Below are 26,560 nucleotides of genomic sequence, written 5' to 3' on the forward strand. Positions count from 1 at the left end.
TTCCCTCACTTTACTGGTTCCACATATACTCAAGATCTGTAATGAGCGAGCCATCACTTAGTGTATCGACGACGATACTACGATAGCCATCCTCTTCAAGTGAGCTAACCTCTAACGTAACACGAATCTGAAGCTTAAGCCTAGCAATGCTAGAGCTGTAATCCTTCACTTGAATTCGGTTCTTCCATTCCTCAGTTGCTTGAATATGAATAATCCCTGTATCCTTGTCAGTTTTCAGACTAATAAACTTGGAGTTGTTGCAGTATTTGATGACTTGACTGTTAGAAGGCTTTAATGAAATGGAAAGGTTATCGTAATCTAGCAGCTTGAAACCATCTGCAAGCTTTAATTGAAGATCGATAGGAGCATATAAATCAAGCTGAGCAATGCCCTCTTGAGAAATATACATGGCATTCATTGGGTAATTATAATCCGCACTAACGCTAGTTGAGCCATTTACAATTTGAATGCTAGGTCGATTTGTTTTACTGTGAGGCTCAATCATTGTTAACTGAGAGATGATGGCAGCGTTTCCGACAACGGTATATTCCTTATTGAATGACTTTTTCATTTTTGTTTCATCACGCCAAGCAAAGTCGATTTTAGCCAGTAGATTTTGATCGTTACTCGGTATCTTAAGCGTAATCTTTTCATATACGGACTTAATATTTTTATAGGTGAACGTATCCGACATAATTTGCTCCTGCTTGTTTGTATCCATAATGCTTACTAATACAACTAGCGTTGATACTTTATTGGGAAAACCAGCGGTAAGGGTTAGATCATAGGTATCTCCGTTAAAATTTGGCTCCGAGATGTCGCAAGTCATATCAGCAGTGCCCCAATCTTCGGTCGTCAACATTGCCTCGTCCTCCTCTAATTTTTCTTTAACAGCATCTTTCACATCCTGCAGCATCAACAAGAAATCAAAATAGCCCTGTTGATCGGGTTTCAAGGATGGATCAATGTCAACGATAGATTGCCGAACCGCATCCTCATCATAGTCATAGCTCAAGCTCGTCAACTTGCTCCAATGCTGCTTCAATTTATCGTACTGATAAGAGTCTGTATTCCAACAATCCTTAAGCAGCGCATGTATGTTGTCTCTCCATTCCTGTTCCGATGGAGTCATCCCGCGGAAATAAGATAAGAAGCTATAGACCGTCCACGCTGCCTTTACAAAGTAATCATTATTGATTCGAATAAAGCTTCGCGGTTGTTTTTCTACAGTTAGAAGGAACTGTCTGTTGTAGTCTTCGCTAACTCCGTTCGTTCTGTATTTGCCTACATTGGGGTAGGTCGCATATTTCTGCGAATCATATTGATCCGTAATGTTAGTGAATGTACGGGTGTCTAGCACCTCTTCAATCGTCCATTGATTTACATCACTCATATAACCATTGAAAGGCACATATGCAAAGCTGTCTGACGCGATATGCAGCAAAACTCCAAGACGTCTTAACGCTTGACGCGCCTCAGCCGAATCATTGCTATTGCTGTTTGCATATTGTTCTTTAGCGTGCTGGAACATCGCGGTAAAATCCTCATTGCTTTGCAGCGTCTCGATCGGAGTAACCCGATATTGCGTTTTATCAAAAAAAGGATCATCTTTGTCAGTGGCTTGATCCGGGAAGTAATAGAAAGGAATAAGAATATCTAGTTGACTAGACTCCTCTTTTAGCGACTCCACCACGTTGTCAGGCTCGAGTGCGGATAGGAGCAAAGGAATTTTGCACATATCAGGTCCTTTTGAAGGATCGTCCTCACATAGACCGCGTTCAATAATTGACTTGGACACTTGCTCCTTAGGCAGATATAGAGCGGCTCGTTGGTGATTATCATTAATAAACTGGCAGGTTGAAGCGATTAATTGCGCCTCCTGTTCGCTAAAGCCTACCCTTAAGGCAATGAACTTCATTGTAAAGTAATGAAAATCAAGCTTCATATGCGACCAACTCCTTTATCCGATTTTGCAGCATGGAATCGCCAATCATCATTCCGTTGCCAATTAAGATGGTCTCATGTTCAAATTCAAAGTTGTAGACAGTATCATAATAATCTGACCATCTGACAGTAACAATCGGTTCAAGACCCGCTATTGTTTTGAGCGACATTCCCGGCTGCAGGTCGATTGCAGGGATTAGCCCCTTCTCGGTGCATACGATATGGTCGGGCGTTACTCGCACGTAACGATTAGCCGTAGAAATTTGATACAGTTTTGCTTCATACCCAGTCAGAACCTTCTTTACTTGAGCTGCGCCTCCTTCAGCATTTCTAACATATTCGCCAATTTCAATGAGATCAGCTCTTTTTAGCGTGCCGTCTGCCATTACAATCTCTGTATCGCGTGCGACGCATCCCCATTGAATAAAAATTTTCGGACATTGAATGTTAAGATGGTCGTAATCGACACTATCGCTTTTCACAGACACGCTAACCGTCATCTGTAAGTCGTCACTGGAGTACATTATGATGCCAAAGCTCGAATACAAATCGACATCGGTATAAGCCTTATAGCCGACTTTAGAGAAATCTAGAATATTGTTCCATGACTCAGGGAAGGTAATGTTCATTTTGGTGCAGCGATTTTGATCATCGATAGTCTCCTTGCGCTGAATGATCTGCTCGTAGCTGCAATAATGGTTGATTGTGCCGTTCACCATATTTTTCAACCACATTCGATAGCCGTAATTCTGATCAAAGCCCTTAATGTACCATTTGTCCGCTGCTTCAATCGTTACAGAAAACGGAACACGGACAAGAATTTTTGTGTTGTCGCCGTCTTTGAAAGGTTGGTCATCGTTCGTATAATCATAATCTGGAATGGAGCCTGCACGCCTATACGATATTTTCACTTCCTTATGATTAGGATCTTGGCGGTGTTCCTCTTTAATAACCGGGGCGTTTAAGGTGAAGGTTTTAATAATATTACTGTTACCTTGTAAAGTGAAGCCTATCGATTTTGCAACGTAGGCCTTCAATGCCCGCAGTTCATTTGTACTGCTTGTGCAATAGAAGGTGCTGTTGATCATAAACTCTCGCGGTTTATCCTCGATATATTTTGGATAGTCGGCCTGAATGACCCCGTTGAATTGAGAAGTGTCGTAAACGTCTTCTGCTGTACTGTGAAGCAATATTTTGTTCGTCACATCATACAGCTTGGATACAACAACGATATGATCCTTCTTCTCCATATAATCAGCCATTATCGTTGCCATCGTTTTTCCTTCTGAATTTGTTGCTAGATGGGTCTGCTGCTTTTCAGAAAAAAGCAGGTTTTCGATCGCCATTTTATCTTCTGGCCCTTCATGAAAGCCGTCCGCCGATAACTGTACAGTACGTACAAGTGGTGTTGTTCGAAGCGCTTGTAGTGTGCTTTCAAGATGAGGATGCTTGTTGTTAAAGGCTTCCAGTCCTCCTACTTCACTAAGAAAAAAGCGATAGTGATCTTCATCAGAAAAATCCAGCTCCATGAATCCCTCGTTTTGATCAATCTGGGAGAGCACGTTGTTATGGTAATCTGGTAAAAAATTGTACATGTATACGATCTCCTTTTATTTCTATTTAAGTTTAAGCTTCATCATTTCTGATCACTTTGCCGATATAAGGTGTTTTAATCATCTGCAGGGCAAATTCAGCGGAGGTGAATGCATCCTTTTGGAAAAATTCTTCCATATTTTTAACGGTTTGACATACGTCAATTGTACGTCTCTTCTCGTTATGAACGGCAACCTCGACAGTATCAGATTCAGCTAGCAGCTCACCTGTCTCGAAGCTTCTTAATCTCTTGAAAAACTGTCCATTGAATCGATTAAATCCGAAAAAGAAACCCTCTGGAGGCTGTGCAATCTCCAGCGTATAAGGAACCCCGTCAAACAAGCCGATCAGCACGTCATCAGACAGCGTCTCGATACGAAGCGCACGCAAAGGCTTTCCTTCTGATGACAACGCTCGAAATTCCAGCCCCCTCCAACCACGTACTAAAGGCGATCGAACAATAAAGCCTCCGATTACTTGCACGCCCTCCTCAAGCTTTTCTGATAATAAGGCCTTCTTCTGCAGTAGAGGCCGAACCGCTTTCATTCGTTTGCCAATTTTAGCAAAAACGGCTTCAATCAAAGCTTGATCGTGGGTTAGATCCAACGATGCATTTCTCCCCAAGCTGCACGCTCCATCTACTAGAGCCTGCTGCCAGTTTGGATTGAGATAGAAAAGACGTATCGCATTGTTAGGCAGCAAGCTTTCTGATGGTATGAGGTAGTGATAGGGTACATTGCTAAGCAAGCACAATTCACTCAGCCAGGCGATCAAGTCATCCTCTTCATGCTCAGGATCGATGGGCTGATTAATCGTTAATGCTGCAAGTTCTTCAAATAAGTGATGAACGTTACCGCGGAGTCTTGTTGCCGATGCTTCCCAATCATTCCTTGCTTGCATCTGCGATCACCTCTCCTAGTAAAGTGTGGTAGCGTGCTTGAAGCTGCTGCAGCAGTATTTGCTTACCGCTAGATTGACTTGATTCCTCATTATTCGCTCTCGCAGCGTGGATAAACTGCTTCCCAAGCTCATGCGCATGATTATGATCTGCTGCTTGTTCAGACAGGTGCTGCGCTAGCAGTCCGTGATAGACGGAGGTTCTCGCAAGCAGCTGATTAGCTTGTCGCCACGCATACAGCTTTTGGGCATAGGCTTGATCGGCAAGCGCCATAGCTTTTCCGAGCTGCCAAGCACTTGAATATCGTATATCCATCATGCTGATTTCAGGATCATAAGCAAGCAGTTGATCGGCAAATCGTACGCAATTCAGCTTCTTCTGCTGTTCTTCATACGGAATAAGCGGAGACTGATACCATGAAACGGTATGGCTGCCGTCTCGAATGTGGTGATTTAACGGGTAGTATCCAAGTTGGCTTAGCTGAGAGATTAACGCGTTGCTGCCAGAGTAAGGCGTTGACATCATGCCTGCATCGAGCGTCGAGAAGGTAGATCCGAAATCAAAGGCTGCTTTTGACATGGAGAAGCTCCAATTAGCCAGGACAATCATTCTTGCAGTATGACAACGCGCTAATGCGTGCTGTCGGTCTGCCTCATTTTCTAGTAACTCCTCATAGCCTTCCAGTGAAACCAGACAAGCTATATGACGAATCGTTTGCTTCTCATCCGCGGGCTCCAAGCAAAATCGATTCGTTACGACAGTGGCGAACCAATTGTCCTGAACAGAGGCATCTGTCACTTTATCGTCCAAGCTTACACCTTTACCGTGTGAGAGCAAGGATAGTGCTTGTGCATACGGCAAAATATCAGATAATAAATCCACTGGAACCTCGACATACGTGCAAGGATCTTTCGGATTTTCATATGGCTGCAGTTCGATAGACGGAATATACGTACCCATTTTCGGTGCTAGCGCTTCGCCGCAATTACTTTCGAAAAGCTCGATTTCTTCTGTTTCATCAAATACAAGCAAAGCTAGCCACGGCATGCTTGGCTGATTCTCTAGCAAGACCTTCTCCCAAGGTAAGGTCCTGCGATTCAAAACAATATGCGGCAAGCATTCTGAGTAGCTGCCTACCGCCTCTCTGGGAGGATATACCGAGTAAATTTGATCGGGTGAAAGGCGAAATCTCTCGGTAGAAACGGTTATATCTGTAATAGTACTGGTAAGCTTGCAATCAATGTTAGTAACAGGCTCGACCTGAATACGATAATCCCCAGCTTTAAGGGGAGGCTCGCACATTTGTGCGAACCGAATGACTTCTCCCATTTTCGTTCCCCTGTTCATGAAAAAATTAAAGATCTGCACTGCCTGTTGTGCGAAGCTCAGGAATGGCAAAAAGGACGGCTCGCGCATCATGGGCTACTTTTCCGAAATGTGCATCGTGATGTGTTCCGAAAGCAGCAGCCGTCTCTTGCAGCAGCAGCTCCCGAAGTCGATTGCTTCCGATTGATTCGTGAATGATAGATAATACACGCTCAGGCTCTGTTGGATATGCAGCCGCGGGATTGAATACTGGTGGGTGGTAATCAACCTCACGGGTTATAGATTCTCTTGCGCTAAGTACTTTTTCATCATAGCCTCCAGTCTCAGGCAACACGTGTACAATTGAAGTCGCTTCATTAACTTTAATTGCGACTCCCATCGGCATATTGTTCAGCATAGGTGCATTTGGATTATCGCCCTTATTTCCCCATAGCGCAGAAGGTACATTTTTCAGTATCGGCTCAACATTCAGACAAGAGACCGTACGATCATCCTTCAAGCTTTTGATCGTGACATGCTGCTCCAGCTTAACGTTGCTCAGTCCCATCGGTACAATGCCAAAATCAATTGGCCCTTTTATGAGATTTTGGTCATTAACGAACAAGGCTGTGCATGGTGTTTTGTGCTCGATCATGAATCCCGCCCTGAACCCGTCTACCACATATGCCTCTCTGCCCTCTTTTGTGGGATATTGAGAAAGCAGTCCATCTGTAATACTGACATTGCTCAGATGTGCTTCTGGTGTTTGCTCGGTATAGCCAAGAGCATAGGGGCTCTGACGTTTTTCGATTGCGCCTGGTAAGAAGCTATCTGCGAACTCGCCCCATTCAATTGGCTTCGGTTCTTCAGGGCTATTCGCTCCAAAACCGATTGTGAAGGATATAATATACCAGTTCACTCTTACTTTTCCGGAGAATTCAGGACCCCAAAGCGATAGTCCAGCTCCTAATTCAATTTTGAATGTTTTCCCTATACCGAAAATGCTAATACGGTAGGAAACACCGACACTGACTTGTACTCTTGCTTGATAGAAGAACGGCTTCCATTTCAAAATAAAATCTGCGGCTGCAAAAAACCATGCCTTAAGTGAGCCTAACTCGAACAGAAGCTTCAGACTGGCACCGGCCATCATACAAGAAGGCGTTAATGCAAAGTAGGCTTCTCCCTTCACCGAAATATTACTGTTAATGATCCAAGAGATGCCTAAAGGCGGTATGGCAGGGTAATGAAGGTTTTGAAACGCAGGATGGTGGCAGCCGCCTAATGTGACAATAAAGTCACCGCTATAGTTTCCTTTGAACCAAAATCCAATCGCAAAGCCACCTGTCAGCTTGCAATCTTGATGGAATAAAAACGAGCGATCTGTTAAAGCTGCCGCTATAAGAAATTCTCCCTGATCGGGATCAAAAACGATTTTCAATGCCAGTTCAGCTCTAATAATGGGACTAACGCCCGACACTTTAGGTGGCATGGATGCATTAGCTAATCCCAGCAGTGATATAACGAGTCGCTTGCCCATTTCAATATTAAGCAGCGCGAAGCTTTCCAGCACACCATAGGTTAGGAATCGTATGCCAGCAGACAGGAAATATTGTCCTGCTTCTGGAACAATAGACTTGCTTAATGCGCCTAACGCCTGCTTGGGAGGTGTATTCGGCTTTAGCTCTGAATCGTCCCCCATAGCTGCTGCAACGAGCGGGAATGTGCGAACACTGCTTATATCAGGCAGTTTTAAGGAGCGATTCACTCCGAATCCAAGCGCTAATCCATTTACAAAAAAGAACGGTGGACCACCCATTGGCATCCCGAGCATTAGATAAGCGAAAAAGCTCTTCTCTCCGCTTCCAGGCAGTTCGCCATAGGAGCCTAAAGCTTGAAAGCTATACTGATTGAATCTCAAGCCCAGCATTCCATTGTAGAGCAGCTCTTCCTCCTGAGACTTATACAGTCCGCCTGCCAAGCTAAAGGTAGGGTTCTGCAGCGTAACCATCAAGCCACCTAAGCCGAAGTCGATGTCGGTCAGCTTCTTGAGTGAGGTTGAAACGTATAGCTCGAAGAAGTCCATTCGGAGCATCGCAATCGTAAAGCTGGCATCCAGATAAAAGGTGACTCTTGATTCAACAAGGCTTACTCCGATCTTGGAGAAATACAGGATGCTGAACCCTTTATTAATTTCTAGCCAGTAGATGGTTTTCTTTGTCTTGGATTCACCCGCAGTTAAGAGATAATCTTTTGGTTTAGGCTTTAAGGAATGAATATAGTCCACATTCAAGTCGACGGCATGCTGTTTAATGACGAGCTGTGACAGGAAGGCAATAATAAAATTAACGTTTGGGGTATAGGTTAAGCTAAGCTCCTTAAAGGCAAATCCATCGCCAGGGTCACAAAACTGCCCCAATATTGGTAGATTGGTCAGCTCCAGCTTTCGATTAAAGGTTAATGTTAATAGATAATGGCGCTCTTCTTTGTCGGGCGACTTCCAGGAATCCAGCTCTAAAGCACCGAAGTCGCGTATCACTGCCTTGAAATCCAATTGACTAGTAGCGGTGGCCAGTTTAAGTCTTACAGTTTCGATAAACAATTCAAAATTGAAAGAATCCGGAATCACGATATCAAAATAAGCAGCTACATCATTCATTTCAAAAGAAAAGTTTCGATTAATCCACTCTCCTGAAACGATGAGCCCCTTCTCATCCTTAAGCAAAGCAATTTGAAACAGGGCTTCTTTTATGTAAAACTCACTGTGAAAGACTACCGTTAACGATTTGGCGGATTCAGCATCGTTTTTCTTCATTTTTTCGATTTCTCCTTATATTAAGCTAGGAGCTCATCGATATTTTCAAGCTGCATGCGCTCAATGATTTTTTTGCGGTCTGTGTTGTAGACGGCAAGCCCAAGTGATTTGATATTGAACAGCTTGAGGCTCTCTTCTGGTTTAACCTCATTCAGTACAACAAAATTAAAGGCATACTCACATGGCTTTGTATTCGCCTCTATACTGGATTTATCCACGTAAAGGAACAGCTGTCTAATTTGAACGCTAATGTTCTCAAGCGCCTTTAAACCCATGGAAGCAAGTGTTTCTACCATGTCCTCCTTCTTAACCTTTTCACCACCGCCGAAGGAACTGATGATGCCGTTAATTTCATCAATAAGATCAAGCAGTTTCATGCCTTGAGGCTTCTCATCGGTTGGCATGACAAGAATCTTGGTTTTCGTCTCGTCCTCAACTCCACCTTCTCCTTTAATTACCTGGTACTGATAGACGCCTTTCAGATTGCAATTCAATAGCGTAAGATCAATAAAAGCTTGAATATTGTTGCCTGGAGCCGCACTTACACGTTCTACAACTTGAGTCATTTTATCCATCCTCTCATCCACAATAAAAATAATGCAAAACATTTATATAAAAGCTGCGATGCTGAATCGCCAAAACTACATACCATCCTTATGAAGATGGTCATGGAGAGGATTCTGAAGTTGTTTGCTTGAACGGGTTTAAATGATTGAAGTTGTTGTCAGGATGTGATGATCGTTAGCAGGACCGGATGGGGTTTTACAGTGAGGGTGGTTCATTTAAAGCTTGCAGATAGAATCTAAATGATTATGGGCAATCATATGTAATGTAGAGGGGATGGCAAATAATATAAGTCAATGCAGAAATTATCATATAATATTGTAGCCCGTTGGTAAATAGGTCTCTGAAAAATTTACATACTGGTTAGAATCGAATCTCGTTCGACACGAAAAAACGTTGTTGGCCTGATATCAATATAGCTTACTTTTAATTACAAATATGTAACCTGTATCACAAACGGCAACAAATATATTAGGATTAAATGTAAGCAGAACATAAAGTACTAGACTGGTTGATCTTATTCCAACAATAATCGGTACACCTAGTCTGCGTTGACAATTTGCTTCGTTGAATTTTATAATGAATAAAAATTCATTATAAAAAGGAGCGGTAAAAGTGCCCCGAACACCTGAACAATACGAGGCCATGCGCCTTGCAACCCGCACCAAAATCGAGAAAGCGGCGATGCGCCTGTTCGTTCGTCAAGGATACGGTTCCACCAATGTGCAGCATATTGCCGATGCGGCTGGAGTTAGCACTGGTCTGCTGTACCGCCATTACAAAACAAAGGATCAGCTATTCGAGAAACTGGTGCAATTCGCTATTAGCGGGCTGGAGGGGCTGATCGTCAGATTTCAGAGCAGAGATGAGCCTGCTGAGGAACTGGCACGGTTCGCGGACGAGGTGTATCTCGATCTGTCTTCCGGCGATGACTTGGCACACCTCCTTCTGTTGATGACACAATCCTTCTTCTCCACTGAGACGGACGGTCGGCAAGCCGCTCTCAAGCAGATCAATAGTGACCTACTGCAAGCGACTGCCGGGCTCATCGTCCAAGGACAGATACAAGGCAAGCTCCGAGAAGGGAACGCTTTTGAGATGGCACAATATTTTTTCTCCTCTATTCAAGGGTTAGCAACGATGAAGGTGTTGCTGGAAGAGCAGTTTTCGATGCCATCGAGATCACTCTTGACCTTAATATTCGAAAAAGAAGGTGAATGTAGTGAAGCATTCAGGGGCATTTGAGGTTGTCCGAGCAGACCGCGCGGGTGTAGAGGTCAGGGACCAGATGGCAGAGATTTTCGCCGACTGCTTCTCGCAATGGCTCACGTATTTCTCTAAAGACAGGGATGTCATCGTAAGGGCGTTTGCTCATATGTTCGTGCTAGATCAATTTTATGTGGCACTCGCTGGCGATCGGGTAGCTGCCTTCGGCGCATGTACGGACTGTCACAGCTTCTCCCTACAACTCCAAAGCGCCCCACTCCGCCGGCATCTGGGCTGGTACAAGGGATCGATGGCTGCTCTGATTTTGAAGAGGGAGTTCCAAAAGCCGTTTGTCAATCCACCAGCCGAAACGGGCTCGGTCGAATTCATCGGTACTGCCTTATCCTTCCGCGGCCAAGGAGCAGCTTCGGCAGTTATTCGGCATATGCTGGAGAATTTGCCGTACCGTAACTATCTTATCGAAGAGGTCGCCGATACCAATATCCAGGCCATCCGCTTGTATGAGAAGCTGGGGTTCTCGGAGTACAAACGCAAGACCCTATCTCCCAGGCAGGCCCGCATATCCGGTATTAATCACATGGTTTCGCTCTGCTTAAAGCAGGCCTAAGACTTTACAAGCCTGTCCGAGCACCGGGCAGGCTTTGTAAAGTCTCAGGCTTTCTTTGAAAAACTTTCCCCAATACAGAACCGACTCCCTCACCTCGGCTCGAAATCCATGTTCATAGTACTTGGAGGCTGTTTTTAATCTTTAAGTAGCTTCATAGGTTCAATGGTGTCAATCAATACCCGAAAAAGGCATCTTTCTTAACACGCTGCTTCGGAACGTTGTGCTTGTTCATATAACTTGAGATGGAATCCACGAGTGATTTCGGTCCAGCAACATAATAGTTTCCACTTGTCTTATGTTGAGCTGCAAACTGATCGATTTCCTGCTCCAGCGCATCTCTTGAGCTGACATACGTTACGGTTAATACACCTTGTTCAGCCATAGCATCAAGCTCATCCTTAAAAAGATGACGATCCATATAAAGCAGATGGATTGGTCTTGCAGAGTTGCCCCCTCCTGCTACTTGCTTAAGGATTGAACGAAATGGCGTAATGCCAATTCCACCTGCAATAAGTAGAGAAGGACTACTATCGTCTAAACTAAACTTCCCTATAGGTCCGCCCATTTTAATCGTCATGCCCTGCTTTAATTCCAGTAAAGCTTTTTTATAGTCGCTTGGGCTATCGCTAATTCGTGTTGTAATTCTAATTACATTCTCTTCTGGCGCGGATGCGATGCTAAGCGGTCGAGTATTGTTTTTTATGGACTTATGTGTAATGGTAAACAGGCCGTATTGTCCAGCGTTCCATGATAAATCATTCGGTTTTTCAAACATAAAGCTGTATACGTCGTCTGCTTCTTTTCTGTATTCCAGGAATTTCAATTCTTTCTTTTGAAAAACCGCGATCATATCTTTGAAGAATCCCATTACTCCAGCTCCCTTTCATTCCATTAATCTTTCAAGTATTGTCCAGTTATGGACTGCTCGGCATGAATAATTTGCGAAGGCGTGCCTTCAAACACAACTTGCCCGCCGTTGCTGCCCCCATCTGGCCCCATATCAATTATCCAATCGGCTTGGCTTATGACGTCGATATTATGCTCGATCACGATAACGGTATTGCCTGCATCGACAAGACGGTTCATGATGCCCATCAGATGACTGATATCAGACATGTGCAGGCCAGTCGTTGGCTCATCCATGACATAGATGCTTCCCTTTTTATGAAGCTCGCTTGCCAGCTTGATTCGTTGGCATTCCCCGCCCGATAGCGTGCTGAGCGGCTGTCCAAGTGTAATATAGTTAAGCCCAACGTCTTTCAATGCCTGAAGCTTGCGGACTACCTCCTTGAGTTCGAAAAACTCCAACGCCTGTTCTACTGTCATTTCCAATACATCAGCAACAGATTTATCGTTCAGCTTGTAGGCAAGAACCTCCTCCTTGAAGCGCTTGCCGCCGCATACCTCGCATGGCAGCTTTACGCTATCAAAGAACGAAAGGTCAACATATACAACACCAAGTCCCTGACAGTTCTCGCACGCTCCCTTGGAATTGAAGCTGAATAAGCCCTGATTGACTTTGTTGGCAGAGGCGAACGCCTTACGTACATCGTCCATAATACCAGTATAAGTCGCAGGATTCGAGCGGGTTGATACGCCGATTGCCGATTGGTCAATGACGATTGCATCCGGATGCTGGCTAAGAAATACTTCATTAATGAGTGTGCTTTTTCCAGAGCCCGCAACACCTGTGACGACTGTTAGTATTCCTGTAGGAATATCCACACTTACGCTTTGCAAATTATGCATTGTGGCATCCTTGATCGACAGCTTTCCTGAAGACTGTCTGCAGTCTTGCTTAAGCTGCAGTGGACGCTTCATATGCTTGCCTGTTAACGTTTCTGATTGCAGTAGCCCTTGATAGCTTCCCTCATATACGATCGTACCACCTCGGCTGCCAGCGTAAGGACCGACATCCACGATATGATCAGCTACTTTAATGACGTCTGGATCATGTTCAACGACGATTACTGTATTGCCCTTGTCACGAAGCTTTTGGAGCAATTCATTCAGGCGATGTACGTCGCGAGGATGCAAGCCAACACTAGGCTCATCGAAGATATACGTGACATCAACCAAGCTGCCGCTCAGATGCTTTACCATTTTAACGCGTTGTGATTCGCCTCCAGATAACGTGTCCGTCTCACGATCAAGTGTCAAGTAATCGAGCCCGATATCAACGAGGTGCTGCAGTCTTTCTACGAGTGATTTCACAACGGGTGCAGCCTTCGCATCGTCGATCTCGCGCATTACGCGAATGAGTTGACCGACCTCCATGGATGACATCTCTGCAATATTGCGTCCATTGATTTTGCAGCCTAGTGCTGCTTGATTAAGCCTCGCACCGTGGCAGCATGGGCATGGACCCTCCGAGAGGTATGGCGCAACCGCCTTTTGTGTTCGCTCTGACTTTGTCTTCAGATCCTGCTTAATGTATTTGTTCGTGAACTTTTCGATAACGCCTTCTACGGTTACGTTGGTTGCTTTACCAGCGAAATCCATCTTCACTTTTCTTGCCTTTCCGTACAGCAGCTGGTCGATTTCTTCATCTGAATAATCGCTTAGTTTTTTATCTGGATCAAAGCTCCCGGATTGCATAATCATGTTCCATTCCCAGCCATTCACCGCATAATCGGGCAGCAAAAGCGCTCCTTCATTCAACGATTTGGACATGTCAACCGCCTTGCTCATAATGACGCCTAGCTTACGGCCAATACCGTTGCACTCGGGACACATGCCTTGCGGATCATTAAATGAGAATCTATTCGCTTCTCCGACATATGGCTGTCCTACTCGAGAAAACAGCAGGCGAAGGATGGGAGAAATATCCGTGATCGTTCCCATCGTGGAGTGAGAGCCTCCACCCAGTCGCTTCTGGTCTACAATAACCGCCATACTCAAATTCTCTATTGCATCCGCGTCTGGCTGTGGGTAGCGGGGGAGAAAGTTGCGAACGAACATGCTGAAATTCTCATTTAGCAAACGCGTGGATTCAGCTGCGATTGTATCAAACACAATGGAGGACTTTCCAGAGCCAGAAACACCTGTGAAGATTGTAATTTTTCGCTTTGGAATGCGCAGTGACACATTCTTAAGATTGTTTTCCCTTGCAGCCGATATGACGATATATTCCTGATTAGCTTCGCTCATAACGAACCTCCTCCGATAGCGTAGAATGCGTACAATAGTATGATGACTGTTGACATCATTTCTTACTTAAACTGTGCTGAACGTAACGCTAACGACTGCCTAGTTGCCTGATCGGATTGCAAAACGGCTGCAAGTAACTCGCAGCCATTTATTCAGAGTGGCTAAGCAAGCTTAACTTTTATGTTGCTTATTTTATCGGGTAAAAAATTAATTGAGCACCTTCTCCAGTTCACTGCACCATGCGCTCCAGCCATGCTTAGCTCCATTTAATCCATGAATATTGGAGAAGCCCGTTTGCTCAAGATGTAGGTTAACCTTTCCGTCTCCTAGATCCTGCAGTGTTCATATAACGGTATGCTTTTCATCACCACTCGCCCAGGAATAAGACAGCAGATGTGGCTCATCTAGTTCGAGTACCTCACCATCAATTATGCCATCCCACCATTCGTTAGGCTCTGCACGGAATTGAAAACGGTGACCTACTACCGGCTCGAAATTGTTAGGCAATACCCATTTCTCAAGCTTGTTGGAATCTGTTAACGCAGCCCAAAGCTTCTCAATCGTTGTAGAATACTGGAAATCCAATTCTAATTTTAAACTCATTCTTCTTCCTCCTCTAATAGCTGGTTCAAGCGCAGCATATTTGTTCTCCAAAACTTGCTATAGAAAGACACCCAATCCTGTATTTCTTTAAGTGGAGAGGCATTTAGCCTAAATCGTGTTTCTCTGCCAACTTTTCGATCTAGTACCAGTCCAGCTTCCTTTAGGATTGTCAAATGCTTGGAAACCGCTGTTCGACCCATTTCAAAATGTACGGTTAGCTCGTGAAGCGGCAGCTCGTCTGCTTCCGACAACAACTGAATCAACCGTCGTCTCGTTGGATCAGCAATCGCGTCAAAAACATCCCGTGACTGGTTCTCATTCACACAGCACCATCTCCTTACTATTATTGCCAAGGGATAGCCGCTACTGTCTTCACCTATACTTAACGTGTTCGGATTGGAGCCCATCAGGTTTACTAAAGGACACCATTCGGTGACATCTTAATAATAGGACACCTTTTAGTATCCTGTCAACTATATTATATCAACCAGTTGCGAAATATAAACAATTCAGTTTGCTCACCATTAGTTATTATTAACGTAAGGTTCAATAGCAGTGTGCAAAAATCTTGCAAACATGTTTGCATTTCGTTCTCAATATAATGTAAAAACGACTTTGGGGGTGTGTTATGTCTCATGAACGAGCCTTTGAGCACGATCTTAACACTGCCATTCATCAGCTTACTGATTTTCTAATTCATCAACAACAAGCCGACGGAACTTGGAGATTTTGCTTCGAGAATGGAACGATTATTGATGCCTATACTATTATTTTGCTGCGAACACTTGCGTATCAAGATGAGGAGCTGATTCAGCAGCTTCATTATCGGATCATAAAGGAACAGCATCCGGATGGATATTGGACATTGTACAAGGACGAAGAATATGGAAACCTTGCAGCGACTATCGACAATGTGCTTGCGCTGTTGTTTTCAGGCTATAGTCGATTAGACGATCAGCATATTGTGAAGGCGCAGCACTATATACTCGCGCAAGGCGGACTGAAAAGTACCAAAGGATTGTTAAGTAAAACAATACTCGCCATTACCGGGCAGCTTCCGTGGCCAGATTCGATCTCCTCGATTCCACTGGAGATTGTCCTTCTCCCTACTATTTCGCCTGTTAATCTCTTTTCATTCTCTGGATACTCAAGAATACATCTTATTCCTATGCTCATTATGGCAAAGCTCGATTACCGTGTACAATCGAACGTTGATCTAACAGGCTTCATTCTTAATGGTACCAACCGAATTGAGCATGAGGAGCTGCCAATTGAATTTTTTCAGATGCAGGACAGTATTTATACAGGCTGCAGTCGGCTCATTGGTTCTGCATTGAATGAAATTGCCAAAGAGAAAGCTGAAGCATTCATGCTCGATAGAATTGAAGAGGACGGAACCTTGTATAGTTATGCAAGCTCAACCATATTGATGGTATTTGCTCTGCTTGCTTTAGGTTATGATCCACAGCATACTCGCATTAGGAAGGCTGTTGAAGGTCTTCTTCAGATGCGCGACATTAGCGCAAGTAATACCGTCACCATGCAGAACTCGCCCTCCACGATTTGGGACACTGCATTAATTAGTTATGCTCTGCAGCAAGCAAATGTACCGCACCATCACCCAGCTATTGATCAAGCAAATGCATATTTGTTGCGAATGCAGCATCACAAAAAAGGCGATTGGAGCGTTCATAATCCAAAAGCTGATCCAGGGGGCTGGGGGTTTTCTGAGTCTAATACGATTAATCCTGATATTGATGATACAACAGCAGCATTGCGAGCGATCTATAAAGCTTCTGAGCATGACGAACGCTGCAGCAAAGCTTCTGCTCTTGGACTAGACTGGCTACTATCCATGCAAAACAACGACGGCGGCTGGCCAGCCTTCGAGAAAAATGTAGATAATAAGATGCTAACCTGGCTTGCATTAGATGGCGCAAAAGCAGCTGCAATCGATCCTTCAACTGCGGATTTGACCGGTCGTACGTTAGAGTATTTAGGAAGCTATACCGCGCTTGATCAGGATCATAGATCGATCAAGCGCGGCGTGAACTGGATAGAGAATAATCAGGAAACGGATGGATCATGGTATGGGAAATGGGGGATCTGCTATATTTACGGCACATGGGCAGCGCTGACAGGCTTAATGGCTGCTGGTGTATCCGCAAGGCGCAAGACAGTTCTGCGGGCAGTCGATTGGTTATTGTCGATTCAGAATCCGGACGGTGGCTGGGGCGAATCGTGTGAAAGTGATCGTCATATGCGCTATATTCCGCTTCATGAGAGCACGCCTTCACAAACGGCATGGGCGCTGGATGCACTGATTTCGGTTCATGAGCAGCCAACGCCAGCAATCATTAAGGGCATAAAAAGATTAATGACATTAATTAATGAGAACGACTGGCAGACGATTTATCCGACAGGCGCAGGACTTCCAGGAAATTTCTACGTGCATTATCACAGCTATCGCTACATCTATCCTCTTCTCGCTTTAAGTCATTACAAAAAGAAATATATGAGTTAGTTAGTAGCCCTGCCACGCCAGCAAATGTCCACATAGGATATCGTGGAGGCTGATAGGTATGCCAAATTACAGAATTATTGTTGATCTTTCAGATAGAAGACTTTATCTGCTGGATAACGATGTCGTTGTACGAGGCTTTCCAGTAGGTATTGGCAGAATGGTCACGCAAACCCCTGTAGGCGAGTTTACAATCATCAATAAGCAACGCAATCCTGGGGGACCGTTCGGAGCTTTTTGGATGGGATTATCTAAGCCGTCTTACGGGATTCACGGCACGAACAATCCCGCCTCGATTGGTCATGAAGTATCTCATGGATGCATTCGCATGTACAATCAGGATGTGCTTGAGCTCGCCTCACTCGTTCCAGTCGGAACAAGAGTAACAATACGCCCGTGATTAGTCACGGGCGTATTGTTTTGTAATGTGTGGAAAGTAAATGTTGCTTTTGTGAATATTCATTTTAGCTAACGGCAGTAATGAGGCTTGTAAGAAGGAGTAGCACAGAGACAGGTGCCCATATTCTTCTCTCGGGTACGCTTTTTGTTATCGTGTTCAATACTGTGGAGACCGCTGAAAAAGCTACTACAAACCAGATCGCCACCTTGGCGAACGAGGACCAGCTAGATAGCAACAGCTCTACTTTACTAAGTACGATTAACCCAAGAAAAATGAGGATCACGATCTGGAAAATACAAGCAACACGCATCTGAGGGGGAAACTTACCAGGGAATTTACCACCCATTGCATACTCTCCCCATGGCGCGCCTAAAGCTAATGCTGCCTGGAATAGAATTACGATAAAGATCAAGATAGAAAACAGAATAGCGGACACTAGAATCATTTTAATAATGCCTCTCTTCTACGAATGATGTACGTCTTTAATAAAGGCTACAATTCTACCAGCTTCTTTAAATCCAATACTCTTGTGAAACTCCTGACTTTCTGTATTATGTAATTCTGTATCGGAGGCGATTTGAGTACAGCCAAGCGAAACCGCCCACTCTTCTCCAGATTCAACGAGTTTTCTCGATATCCCCTGATTTCTATACGCCTCTTCAACGTAGATGCCTTCTATATATCCGACTGGGCTTGAATCTGATCCTTCCACATAATCTGATCGAAGTGACATATGTATGAATCCAGCATACGTCCCTTCTACTTCAGCCAATAACACTATGTCTTTTTCTGAATGCATGAGCGCTTCGAATTCAGGCATTAAATGCTCCGCGGTATTGTGTGGCCAAAGCTTCAACGCCAAGTCGGTCAGTTGATGAAGACAAGTTAAATCGGCTTTTACAATATTCATAGCGCTTCAACTCTTTTCAAAAGTAATAGGTTTAATATTAATTAAGTATAGCGAATCTTCACATAAATTGGAATCAGGTTGGCAATAGAAGCTTTTTCTAGAAGAAAAATACCCCTTGGTGTTACATCGATCCACGATCAATGTTACCAAAGGGCATTCTTTCTCGTCTTACCTTTAAGAAACTTATTTTACACTAATCCGCCAGCCTGCTCGCAGATTTGCAATGCTTGCTGATGTACCGCTTCATCAACGACTACAGTCAGCAATATATCGCGACCAGTAGGACCGCCTTGCCCGCCATCACTTAAGCCGCTTGCATCAGTTCCTGAAGCTAGCAATATTCCTGCGTCTCTTTCCGTTATGTCTGCATTCAGTGATAAGCTTGCAAGGCTTGAAAATTCACCTGTAATGGGATTCATAATACTGTTAAGATCGCCACCAGGATTTTTGGAAAAGCGATCGATACTCATATCAATGGTACCGATTGCTTCTAATTGCTTTGCCGCTTGTTCCGCTTCTTCTGGACTCTTAAAGTAAGCCAGTATGTTCTTCTCCACTTGCAAGGCCTTCTTTCTACTCAGATTCCTGCTGTCTGCGATCTGCCTTTTCAGCTCGCTCTAACGCTTCAAGGTCCTCTTGATCCGCTAGTTCTCTAGAAAATTCAACATCTTCTACTTTGTTCACAGGCAAATTTTTATGACGTTGCTCTTGATTTTTTTCCATCCTTATTCACCTCACAAAAGCAATATATAGGTAGCTTACCCTGCGGATTTAATATTTATCACAAATGGCAATCGTACATATTTAGAGTGTTAAATTGACAGCCTAATACTGCAATGAATTATTAACTACGGAGGGCTAAACAGATGACGAACGACAAGAAGCAACATCAAAATCAAGATGAATTACAAAGTCACTTGGCGCCACTGCATAAAAAAGGAAAAGAAGAGCTAAGCATTAGCGACAATGACACCAACTTTATATTCAACGGTGGCGAGGAGATTACAGAGTTCGAGCAGAAGCGTAAACTATACAGCGAAAACAGTCCGAAGGAATAATGAATGCTTAGGTTCAGCGCTAAAAGCTGACAGCAACGTATCTTAGAGGTCGCAGCGCTAGAAATAGCTGCTTCGACCTTTTTAATTGAATCTACATAATTTTGACGAAATTATTACAGCTTGGCATAATTATGAATACTTTTTGAAACAATCGTATTGCGGTATGCGTGCCTTCTATCTTTTGCTAAAATAATAAGCAACTATTATGCGATAAGCGGATTAAGGAGGTTGTCGACATGTTGCCTACAATGCTGATTATCATTATGGTGGCTACACTTATTTTTACAATTGTTGCAGGCGGGAGCATTATTAAGAACGACCACAACTAAAAAACGAGTGCATCTATAATGGGATGCACTCGTTTTTGATTCACTTAGATAAATTTTAAGCCCGCCATTTACTTTCCTATATATTCTCCCACTTTTCCTTCAAGAACAGCTTGTATACCTTGATCGCAATCACCTTCACGATTAGGTAAGCCGGAATGATAATAATCATTGCAATTATACCACCCATTTTTCCGGCGCCTAATACAAGAATAATCGTAGTTAGCGGATGAATATTGAGCTGCTTTCCGAAAATATATGGCGCGATCAAATTATCCTGGATTTGCTGTGCAAGCAAAATGATAATGAGCGCCCAGATCGCTTTGGAAGGAGAATCAACAAGTCCGACGATCACAATTGGGACTGAAGACAAGATTGCTCCAACAAAAGGAATAAAATTCGCGATAACTGCAATTGTCGTTAGCAGTAGTGCATACCGTAGATCAATTATGATAAATCCAATATACATCAGCACACCTAAAGCCAGGTTTACCAGCACTCTACCGACAATGAAATTGCTAAGCACTTTATCGAAGTCACCTAGCATTTCCTGCACGTCGCCTTTAAAACGATGTGGTGTCCCTCTAACTACTCGCGCTGGAAGCTTCTCCCCTTCTCTTAGCAAGAAAAACAGAATAATCGGCGTTATAAACAGAACAATGGTGAAATTGGATACAAAATTTACGAGACTTCCAATATAGGCGTTAACACTGGATAGTCCTTTGTTAATGTAGTTGGACACGGTTGACCAATCAAATTCACTTGCAGGAAAGATCGAGCTAAACATTTCATTTTGCTGAAGTTCATGAATTTGCTTGCCTATTGCGTCAAAGAAGCTTGGCGCATTTTCAATCAAACTAATAAATTGCTTCTGAAGAAGCGGCAGCATCGCTAATACAAACCATACAAGAAATGCCGTCAATATTAGAAATACAATTAATATGGCCGGCGTCCGCTTTATTCTGTATTTTCCCATGAACCCAATGAGAGGACGAATTAAATAATAGAAAAATGCGGCTAACAAAATTGGGACAAATATAATTTGCACAAGTGATCCGAATGAAGCAAATAAATGATCAACTTGAGCGTACAGAAATATGATGACGAACAACAACGTTACGAATAGTGCAATTTGAATGGCTCGCGTTAATTTAATCAAATGGGTTAGTCTCCTTTATGTAGTGATAAAATTTATAGTCCTATTCGTTTTCGCGAAGGCTAAGACACTGACTAATACTAGATTGCCTTTTAGGCATCCTGTTCATACGATGTGCGACTTATACAAACGATTATGATGTCATTCCTCCCTAGCAGCTTGGCCTACCTGATGTTTGTTATTGCAGCAGCTTGTACGATTCTTCTTCGAACGTGTTGTTAGAAGCTTTTGAGCGCTTGCTTTACCATATGTCAAACGATCTCGTTCTATGATTCATACGGATACATTAGCAAATGGTTCTAACTTTATTATAAAAACGATTTAGATGCGATTTCAAATACGAGTGTAATGCACATAAAAAAGCTCCCCGTTCACCGAGGAGCTGGTAAATGAAGCTATATCCACTAAGTAATAAACGATTGCGTCGTTCATCACTGCACAGCGTATTACTGCGGTCCGACAACTCGATGCGGAGCGTATAACTCCTCTAATGACGTTATCTCTTCAGCTGTCAGCTGTAGCGACAACGAGCCGATTGCTTCATCGAGCTGCTCTCTACTTGTTACACCGATAATTGGGGCTGCGACCGTTTCTTTTTGCAATAACCAAGCAAGAGATACGTGAGAACGAGGCACACCGCGATTTTGTGCAATCGCAGTTACGCGGTCAGCAATGACTTGATCTAACTCAAGTGTTGAGTCGTACTTCATTTTTTGCGCCTGATCGGTTTGCTTGCGATATGTCGTAGTAGACCATTCACGCGCCAATCGACCTGCTGCAAGCGGACTATATGGAATAACGCCTATCTTCTCTTCCTTGCACAGCGGCATCATTTCACGCTCTTCCTCACGATAAATGAGATTAAGATGGTTTTGCATCGATACAAAGCGCGTCCACCCATTCTTCTCCGCAACATGCAGCGCTTTTAAAAATTGCCACGCGTACATCGCAGATGCTCCTATGTATCTCGCTTTCCCGGCTTTTACAACGTCATGAAGTGCTTCCATCGTCTCTTCAATAGGCGTGTTGTAATCCCAGCGGTGAATCTGGTACAGATCAACATAATCAGTGCCGAGGCGCTTAAGACTTTTGTCGATTTCACTCATAATGGCTTTACGGGAAAGACCAGCACCATTAGGACCTTCGTGCATACGAAAATGAACCTTGGTCGCAATTACGACTTCGTCTCGGTTGGCATAATCATTCAACGCACGGCCAACAATTTCTTCACTCGATCCATGCGAATAAATATTAGCTGTGTCGAAAAAGTTGATCCCGAGCTCAAGCGCTCTCTTAATAATAGGTCGACTGTTTTCTTCATTCAGCACCCATGGATGCGTCCATTTCGTTGCATCACCGAAGCTCATGCAGCCGAGACATATGCGAGAAACATCCAATCCTGTGTTTCCGAGCTTTACGTACTCCATTCGTTGCCCTCACTTTCGATTCATCCAAGATAGGTTTTATGGTGTTCGTTCTATGCTGTCCGCTCTATTATCTCATTTACGAGAAATGGATTCAATGCACGTCCATTGATACAGTTGGTTGCACCTTCGAGTTTACAGCTTAAATGAAAATATCTTTTAATTTATTAATGCTGTTAACCTTTTTCGTGTTAAACCGTTAGATCATATACGAATTTTGAAAATAATGTATAATAGGGTTTGTTGTTGGATGCTAAATGCGCGTTATAAAGAACGATAGAAATGAACGCAGCACTGCAAAAGGATTGGAGGAAATGACGATGAGTAAGTTTAAGCTTATTGTGATCGGATGTGCCTTGCTAGCAACGTTTGGTTGCAGCAATGAAATGCTTCCTGTCAGGGAAACGCCAACCGTTGAAAATGAGAAGCAAACAGAAACGGAAGTCGAACCTGATAATGGTAAAGTTGCACCAGATGCAGATTATGAACAACAACAAGCTGTGGAATATTTGGAATCCAAAGGATATGACATAATTACGGCAAAAGGATCATCTGGTTCTTATATTTTAGAGCGCTCCACCATTCTAGAGGAGCCTTATTCAGGAATATGGGCTGTTCAGCCAGTTGATCCAGACCATTATTTCGGAAAATCAATTACGACATACAGCTATGTCGTTACAAATCATCCACTTGAAGAAATCTATTCAGTAGCTGAGCATCCAGATGTGTATGAGATTCATGTTAACGTTATGCTAAGTGAAGGTGAGGTTATCGGAGGTACCTCCTACCCTGTTCCTACGGATGGCTCTGTCATGATGGGTGGCTTCTATTCTGTGGATGGTCAAACGCTTGAAGAAATCTCGGGCTTGCTCTATACAGAATGGATAGACCTGTGGAAAAACAAGTATCAATAGTCGTTAATCTTCAATCCGCTCTCATGTCAAGATGAATGCTAACCAGTGTGTTTTCAATAGAATGAATACCTATAGCACCGTATAACAAAAAGCTTCTCACTCTTGGGAGAAGCTTTTTGTTATACGGACAGCATCGCATGACGATACTGCTTGGATATTGTTCTATAGATTAAGGTGTAACCAGCCTCATTCGGATGAATGCCATCCTCGCACATTAGCTGTTGATAGCGAGGATGCGTGAGAAAGGCTGAACGAATATCTATCAGTGGTACGGAAAGCTTCGCAGCTAGCGAGGTCACCTTCGCGTTGTACAGCTCCTGCCAGCGGTAAATCGCGTTTACATCTCCACCGAGCCACGTTAAAATATTGTCTTTGTTGAGATTGCGAGACAGCCAGTCAAAGTATTTGTCAGGTACTAAAGGCGGCAATGTAAGCATGATAGGATTGCCTTGACGTGCTCGTATTTTATTGATCATTTCGCTATATTGTTTCAGAAATAGAGGAATCGGCGTATTGCATTCATGCTCTGTGTGGGGCTGCTCTGAGATCTGCTGCCAATTATAATCGCAATCATTCCCGCCAAATTCTAAAAATACAGTTTGAAACTGCTTGACCTTGTCCATATGACGATCAAGAATAGACAGTCCCTTTGTAATTGTGCTGCCCATCATGCAGTAATTTTGAATACTTAGCTGCTGCTGACTAGCGCCAATTAATTTATGCAGATCAAGTTTAATGGTACTGTAACGATTGGATTCAGGCTTGAGCAGTATTCCCTTGCCAATTGAATCTCCGAATACTCCTATGTTCAAGCTTTTGTTCAGCATTGCTCCCCCTCCATTCGGCTCTATATCTGTCTTGTTATGATTTACCACTATTATACCAAGCCGCCCATTGAAACCACAGCTGATGAATGTCATGAGTTTGACGTGAGGGGTGTCATGCCTTAAAGCCTACATGCTGCACCAATCAAATCTATGAACCATTTTTTAGCTAGTAGAAAAACCCGAATAAAAGTCTATCTCATTCGGGTTAAATGACATGTAAATTACGCTTTACTTACTATTGCTACGAGCTAAAGCAGCGTTTCTGCACCATCAATAAAGATTTCAGTGCCTGAAATATGACTGGAGCTTGATGAAGCTAAAAATTTGACAAGATCAGCCACTTGCTCTGGCTTACCCGGCCCGTGCTCCAGCGGCTGACTGCCTTCCGGATAGACAACAGGGATTTGGATTTTCTCAACTTCAGGCTGCTTGAACGTATTTTCGCCGATATTGGTTTCAATCGCACCTGGACAAATGACGTTTACACGTATTTTATATTGTGCCAGCTCAAGTGCAGCCATCTTGGCAAAAGCGACCTGCCCCGCTTTCGAGGAGCTGTATGCGGACATGCCGAAGCCGGAAAATTTTCTGCTGCCGTTAATGGAGCTTGTAATAATAATACTTCCGCCGTTTTGCTTCATATGTGGAACGGCATATTTCACAGTGAGGAACGTACTCTTTAAATTCGTCGTTAACGTTTCATCCCACTGATCTGGTGTTAAATCTTCGATTGGCGCAACCGTACCATTAATGCCTGCATTGGCGAATACGATATCGATGGACTGGAATGTTTCGACCGCTTTTTGTATCGCTGTCTCAACACGTTTAGGATCTGCGACATCGGTATCGACAAAAATACATTCCCCGCCTGCTTGCTTAATTTGTTCTTCAGTTGATTCAGCGCGCTCGTTATTAAGATCGACAAGCACAATTTTGGCGCCCGCCTTGGCTAATGCAATTGCTGTAGCTTGACCAATTCCTGATGCAGCGCCAGTAATGAGCGCGACTTTATTCTGTAAGCTCGTATCTGTCATACGACAATCTACCTCCTGATGCAAATATGTACATCCCTTCTTAAGATTGCCTATTGCTAACAAATTCATGCTTGCAGTTTAAGTCAACCGTATCAGGTTGGAGTCATTCTTCGAATTGTGTCTGCTCCGCGCTCATAGGCTATAAAGGGCATGAAAACGCTAATTATCGCGCACAGGATGTACATAAACGAGTATGATTGCCAATCAGCGATTGGTCCCATCACTGCTGCAGCAAGCGTCACGCCAAGATCTCACTAGTTGTTCTCTGTCTGCTATTGCTCAGCTAGTGCTCAGTTGAACGCCAGTCCTCTTCAACCAATTCTGCCAGCACGCCTGCCGCTGCCTTACTTCCCGATGCTGCAGCGAATATAAGCTGTGAAGGCATGACGTATGCGGAGTCACCAGCTGCAAAGACGCCGTCTATTGTTGTTTTGCCCATCTCATTCGTAACGATGCCCCCGCTTTCCGTTACTTCATAGCCCAATTCCTGATGAAAGTGAATCGTTGGCTGCAACTCGGAAGTGATAAGGCCTCCCTGGCATGAAATGCTGCTGCCATCGGCAAAATGGACCTGTTCGATCTGACCATTCTGACCAGTAAAGCGTTCAATAGAGGTTTCGATTACTGCTATGCCTCTTGCTTCAAGCTGCTTTTTCTGATCTTCATCCAATATGCTCTTGCCATTCGTACATACATACAGTTCCTTACTCCAATTGTAAAGCAGCTTGGTAATGTGCAATACGTGTGAATGGTCAGAAACAAGAATAAGAGGTTGATCACGATGCTCCCACCCATCGCAAAACGGACAATTGAACAAACTGTTTCCATAGAAATCCGACAAACCATCAATATCTGGCAGCACTTCCTTTAAGCCAGTAGCAAGAATTAGCTTTCGCGAAGTCAATGTTTTGCCAGAACGAAGCTGAACTTCAAAACCACCCTCAACTTTCTTGATGGTGACAGCTTCCTCAGCCTGATGCTCGACAGAAGGGTAACGCAGCACTTCTTCCATCGCAATTCTTCTGAATTCAGCAGGTTGTATGCCGTCGCGAGTCAGATATCCGTGTGAGGCATGAGCAACTCTGTTCCTTGGCTTTCCACTATCAATCAGCAATACCTTTCGTTTCGCTCTTCCGAGAACAAGGGCTGCGTTCATGCCTGCTGGCCCGCCACCAATAATTGTACAATCATACATCGTGATTTCCTCCCGTTAATTAAAGATATTAAAGAGTGTTTATGTCTGTAATTGAAGGATAAAAAATGGAGCTCTTACTGAGGGTAGCT

The 26,560-nt window shown here is 43.8% G+C and carries 24 protein-coding genes and 1 pseudogene; 6 read left to right on the forward strand and 19 right to left on the reverse strand.

Annotated elements, in window-relative coordinates; translation table 11 throughout:
* Nucleotides 1-10 precede the first annotated feature (10 nt).
* From ACFP56_RS05305 to ACFP56_RS05330, 6 genes are read right to left on the reverse strand one after another with little or no spacing between them, the layout of a single operon-like run.
* Nucleotides 11-1,945 (reverse strand): DUF6765 family protein, encoded by a 1,935-nt coding sequence (locus tag ACFP56_RS05305; protein ID WP_379231964.1) that lies wholly within the window; start codon nt 1,943-1,945, stop codon nt 11-13.
* Nucleotides 1,935-3,539, reverse strand: coding sequence for a Hint domain-containing protein (locus ACFP56_RS05310; RefSeq protein WP_379231967.1), 1,605 nt, complete (start codon nt 3,537-3,539; stop codon nt 1,935-1,937). Before ACFP56_RS05310 ends, ACFP56_RS05305 begins: the two co-directional genes overlap by 11 nt.
* Nucleotides 3,540-3,570: 31 nt before the next feature.
* On the reverse strand, nt 3,571-4,437 hold the full coding sequence (locus ACFP56_RS05315) for a hypothetical protein (protein ID WP_379231970.1): 867 nt from the start codon (nt 4,435-4,437) through the stop codon (nt 3,571-3,573).
* Complete coding sequence (locus ACFP56_RS05320; protein WP_379231972.1) at nt 4,421-5,764, reverse strand: hypothetical protein; 1,344 nt, start codon at nt 5,762-5,764, stop codon at nt 4,421-4,423. Before ACFP56_RS05320 ends, ACFP56_RS05315 begins: the two co-directional genes overlap by 17 nt.
* A gap of 25 nt (nt 5,765-5,789) precedes the next feature.
* Nucleotides 5,790-8,555: a DUF6603 domain-containing protein gene (locus ACFP56_RS05325; RefSeq protein WP_379231974.1), complete on the reverse strand. Its 2,766-nt coding sequence runs from the start codon at nt 8,553-8,555 to the stop codon at nt 5,790-5,792.
* A 20-nt stretch (nt 8,556-8,575) separates the two neighbouring features.
* Nucleotides 8,576-9,121 (reverse strand): hypothetical protein, encoded by a 546-nt coding sequence (locus tag ACFP56_RS05330; RefSeq protein ID WP_379231976.1) that lies wholly within the window; start codon nt 9,119-9,121, stop codon nt 8,576-8,578.
* 613 nt (nt 9,122-9,734) lie between these two features.
* Here ACFP56_RS05330 and ACFP56_RS05335 point away from each other — a divergent pair.
* Nucleotides 9,735-10,364: a TetR/AcrR family transcriptional regulator gene (locus tag ACFP56_RS05335; RefSeq protein WP_379231978.1), complete on the forward strand. Its 630-nt coding sequence runs from the start codon at nt 9,735-9,737 to the stop codon at nt 10,362-10,364.
* Nucleotides 10,342-10,953 (forward strand): GNAT family N-acetyltransferase, encoded by a 612-nt coding sequence (locus ACFP56_RS05340; protein WP_379231981.1) that lies wholly within the window; start codon nt 10,342-10,344, stop codon nt 10,951-10,953. Before ACFP56_RS05335 ends, ACFP56_RS05340 begins: the two co-directional genes overlap by 23 nt.
* 172 nt (nt 10,954-11,125) lie before the next feature.
* On the opposite strand, the gene ACFP56_RS05345 is transcribed toward ACFP56_RS05340, so the two are convergent.
* From ACFP56_RS05345 to ACFP56_RS05360, 4 genes and pseudogenes are all read right to left on the reverse strand, one after another.
* Nucleotides 11,126-11,821, reverse strand: a complete 696-nt coding sequence (locus tag ACFP56_RS05345) for an FAD-dependent oxidoreductase (RefSeq protein WP_379231983.1) — start codon at nt 11,819-11,821, stop codon at nt 11,126-11,128.
* Nucleotides 11,822-11,844: 23 nt separating this feature from the next.
* Nucleotides 11,845-14,103 carry an ATP-binding cassette domain-containing protein gene (locus tag ACFP56_RS05350; RefSeq protein ID WP_379231985.1) on the reverse strand — a complete coding sequence of 753 codons (2,259 nt, stop codon included), beginning with the start codon at nt 14,101-14,103 and terminating at the stop codon, nt 11,845-11,847.
* A 207-nt stretch (nt 14,104-14,310) separates the two neighbouring features.
* A pseudogene (locus ACFP56_RS05355) lies at nt 14,311-14,706 on the reverse strand (SRPBCC family protein).
* Nucleotides 14,703-15,029, reverse strand: coding sequence for an ArsR/SmtB family transcription factor (locus ACFP56_RS05360; protein ID WP_379231987.1), 327 nt, complete (start codon nt 15,027-15,029; stop codon nt 14,703-14,705). Before ACFP56_RS05360 ends, ACFP56_RS05355 begins: the two are co-directional and overlap by 4 nt.
* A 305-nt stretch (nt 15,030-15,334) precedes the next feature.
* Here ACFP56_RS05360 and shc point away from each other — a divergent pair, with 305 nt between their 5' ends.
* Nucleotides 15,335-17,230, forward strand: a complete 1,896-nt coding sequence (shc, locus tag ACFP56_RS05365; protein ID WP_379231989.1) for a squalene--hopene cyclase — start codon at nt 15,335-15,337, stop codon at nt 17,228-17,230.
* A gap of 58 nt (nt 17,231-17,288) precedes the next feature.
* Nucleotides 17,289-17,627 (forward strand): L,D-transpeptidase, encoded by a 339-nt coding sequence (locus ACFP56_RS05370; protein WP_379231991.1) that lies wholly within the window; start codon nt 17,289-17,291, stop codon nt 17,625-17,627.
* Nucleotides 17,628-17,691: 64 nt separating this feature from the next.
* Here ACFP56_RS05370 and ACFP56_RS05375 read toward each other — a convergent pair whose 3' ends face one another.
* The 4 genes from ACFP56_RS05375 to ACFP56_RS05390 form a co-directional block, all read right to left on the reverse strand.
* Nucleotides 17,692-18,072: a hypothetical protein gene (locus tag ACFP56_RS05375; RefSeq protein WP_379231993.1), complete on the reverse strand. Its 381-nt coding sequence runs from the start codon at nt 18,070-18,072 to the stop codon at nt 17,692-17,694.
* An 18-nt stretch (nt 18,073-18,090) separates the two neighbouring features.
* Entirely contained in the window at nt 18,091-18,537 is a 447-nt protein-coding gene (gene aac(6') / locus ACFP56_RS05380; RefSeq protein ID WP_379231995.1) for an aminoglycoside 6'-N-acetyltransferase, read from the reverse strand.
* 188 nt (nt 18,538-18,725) lie between these two features.
* The gene (locus ACFP56_RS05385; RefSeq protein WP_379231997.1) at nt 18,726-19,094 is read right to left on the reverse strand and encodes a hypothetical protein; all 369 of its coding nucleotides are present in this window, start codon (nt 19,092-19,094) and stop codon (nt 18,726-18,728) included.
* Between the two features lie 16 nt (nt 19,095-19,110).
* Nucleotides 19,111-19,260 carry a YfhD family protein gene (locus tag ACFP56_RS05390; protein WP_379231999.1) on the reverse strand — a complete coding sequence of 50 codons (150 nt, stop codon included), beginning with the start codon at nt 19,258-19,260 and terminating at the stop codon, nt 19,111-19,113.
* Between the two features lie 143 nt (nt 19,261-19,403).
* Here ACFP56_RS05390 and ACFP56_RS05395 point away from each other — a divergent pair, with 143 nt between their 5' ends.
* Nucleotides 19,404-19,595, forward strand: a complete 192-nt coding sequence (locus tag ACFP56_RS05395) for a hypothetical protein (RefSeq protein ID WP_379232002.1) — start codon at nt 19,404-19,406, stop codon at nt 19,593-19,595.
* 405 nt (nt 19,596-20,000) lie between these two features.
* Here the strand turns inward: ACFP56_RS05395 and ACFP56_RS05400 are convergent, their stop codons facing one another.
* The gene (locus tag ACFP56_RS05400; protein WP_379232004.1) at nt 20,001-21,080 is read right to left on the reverse strand and encodes an AI-2E family transporter; all 1,080 of its coding nucleotides are present in this window, start codon (nt 21,078-21,080) and stop codon (nt 20,001-20,003) included.
* Nucleotides 21,081-21,523: 443 nt separating this feature from the next.
* Nucleotides 21,524-22,504 carry an aldo/keto reductase gene (locus ACFP56_RS05405; RefSeq protein WP_379232006.1) on the reverse strand — a complete coding sequence of 327 codons (981 nt, stop codon included), beginning with the start codon at nt 22,502-22,504 and terminating at the stop codon, nt 21,524-21,526.
* A 317-nt stretch (nt 22,505-22,821) separates the two neighbouring features.
* Between ACFP56_RS05405 and ACFP56_RS05410 the strand changes: the two genes are divergently transcribed.
* On the forward strand, nt 22,822-23,415 hold the full coding sequence (locus tag ACFP56_RS05410) for a hypothetical protein (RefSeq protein ID WP_379232008.1): 594 nt from the start codon (nt 22,822-22,824) through the stop codon (nt 23,413-23,415).
* A gap of 119 nt (nt 23,416-23,534) precedes the next feature.
* Here the strand turns inward: ACFP56_RS05410 and ACFP56_RS05415 are convergent, their stop codons facing one another.
* The 3 genes from ACFP56_RS05415 to ACFP56_RS05425 form a co-directional block, all read right to left on the reverse strand.
* Nucleotides 23,535-24,242: an SGNH/GDSL hydrolase family protein gene (locus ACFP56_RS05415; protein WP_379232010.1), complete on the reverse strand. Its 708-nt coding sequence runs from the start codon at nt 24,240-24,242 to the stop codon at nt 23,535-23,537.
* A 248-nt stretch (nt 24,243-24,490) separates the two neighbouring features.
* A complete protein-coding gene (locus tag ACFP56_RS05420) occupies nt 24,491-25,276 on the reverse strand; it encodes an SDR family oxidoreductase (protein ID WP_379232012.1) in 786 nt (261 codons plus the stop codon).
* A 283-nt stretch (nt 25,277-25,559) separates the two neighbouring features.
* On the reverse strand, nt 25,560-26,471 hold the full coding sequence (locus ACFP56_RS05425; RefSeq protein ID WP_379232014.1) for an NAD(P)/FAD-dependent oxidoreductase: 912 nt from the start codon (nt 26,469-26,471) through the stop codon (nt 25,560-25,562).
* Nucleotides 26,472-26,560 lie beyond the last annotated feature (89 nt).

This window comes from Paenibacillus septentrionalis (assembly GCF_042659865.1).
In the GTDB taxonomy this organism is placed as follows: domain Bacteria; phylum Bacillota; class Bacilli; order Paenibacillales; family Paenibacillaceae; genus Pristimantibacillus; species Pristimantibacillus septentrionalis.

Excerpts from the sequence above, each read along its gene's own strand:
- ACFP56_RS05320 (WP_379231972.1), bottom strand. The coding sequence starts at position 5,764 with ATGGGAGAAGTCATTCGGTTCGCACAAATGTGCGAGCCTCCCCTTAAA.
- ACFP56_RS05415 (WP_379232010.1), bottom strand. The coding sequence starts at position 24,242 with ATGCTGAACAAAAGCTTGAACATAGGAGTATTCGGAGATTCAATTGGC.
- ACFP56_RS05390 (WP_379231999.1), bottom strand. The coding sequence starts at position 19,260 with ATGGAAAAAAATCAAGAGCAACGTCATAAAAATTTGCCTGTGAACAAA.
- ACFP56_RS05410 (WP_379232008.1), top strand. The coding sequence starts at position 22,822 with ATGAGTAAGTTTAAGCTTATTGTGATCGGATGTGCCTTGCTAGCAACG.
- ACFP56_RS05420 (WP_379232012.1), bottom strand. The coding sequence starts at position 25,276 with ATGACAGATACGAGCTTACAGAATAAAGTCGCGCTCATTACTGGCGCT.
- ACFP56_RS05375 (WP_379231993.1), bottom strand. The coding sequence starts at position 18,072 with ATGATTCTAGTGTCCGCTATTCTGTTTTCTATCTTGATCTTTATCGTA.
- shc (WP_379231989.1), top strand. The coding sequence starts at position 15,335 with ATGTCTCATGAACGAGCCTTTGAGCACGATCTTAACACTGCCATTCAT.
- ACFP56_RS05310 (WP_379231967.1), bottom strand. The coding sequence starts at position 3,539 with ATGTACAATTTTTTACCAGATTACCATAACAACGTGCTCTCCCAGATT.
- ACFP56_RS05405 (WP_379232006.1), bottom strand. The coding sequence starts at position 22,504 with ATGGAGTACGTAAAGCTCGGAAACACAGGATTGGATGTTTCTCGCATA.
- ACFP56_RS05350 (WP_379231985.1), bottom strand. The coding sequence starts at position 14,103 with ATGAGCGAAGCTAATCAGGAATATATCGTCATATCGGCTGCAAGGGAA.
- ACFP56_RS05370 (WP_379231991.1), top strand. The coding sequence starts at position 17,289 with ATGCCAAATTACAGAATTATTGTTGATCTTTCAGATAGAAGACTTTAT.
- ACFP56_RS05325 (WP_379231974.1), bottom strand. The coding sequence starts at position 8,555 with ATGAAGAAAAACGATGCTGAATCCGCCAAATCGTTAACGGTAGTCTTT.
- ACFP56_RS05425 (WP_379232014.1), bottom strand. The coding sequence starts at position 26,471 with ATGTATGATTGTACAATTATTGGTGGCGGGCCAGCAGGCATGAACGCA.
- ACFP56_RS05305 (WP_379231964.1), bottom strand. The coding sequence starts at position 1,945 with ATGAAGCTTGATTTTCATTACTTTACAATGAAGTTCATTGCCTTAAGG.
- ACFP56_RS05330 (WP_379231976.1), bottom strand. The coding sequence starts at position 9,121 with ATGACTCAAGTTGTAGAACGTGTAAGTGCGGCTCCAGGCAACAATATT.
- ACFP56_RS05345 (WP_379231983.1), bottom strand. The coding sequence starts at position 11,821 with ATGGGATTCTTCAAAGATATGATCGCGGTTTTTCAAAAGAAAGAATTG.
- ACFP56_RS05315 (WP_379231970.1), bottom strand. The coding sequence starts at position 4,437 with ATGCAAGCAAGGAATGATTGGGAAGCATCGGCAACAAGACTCCGCGGT.
- ACFP56_RS05395 (WP_379232002.1), top strand. The coding sequence starts at position 19,404 with ATGACGAACGACAAGAAGCAACATCAAAATCAAGATGAATTACAAAGT.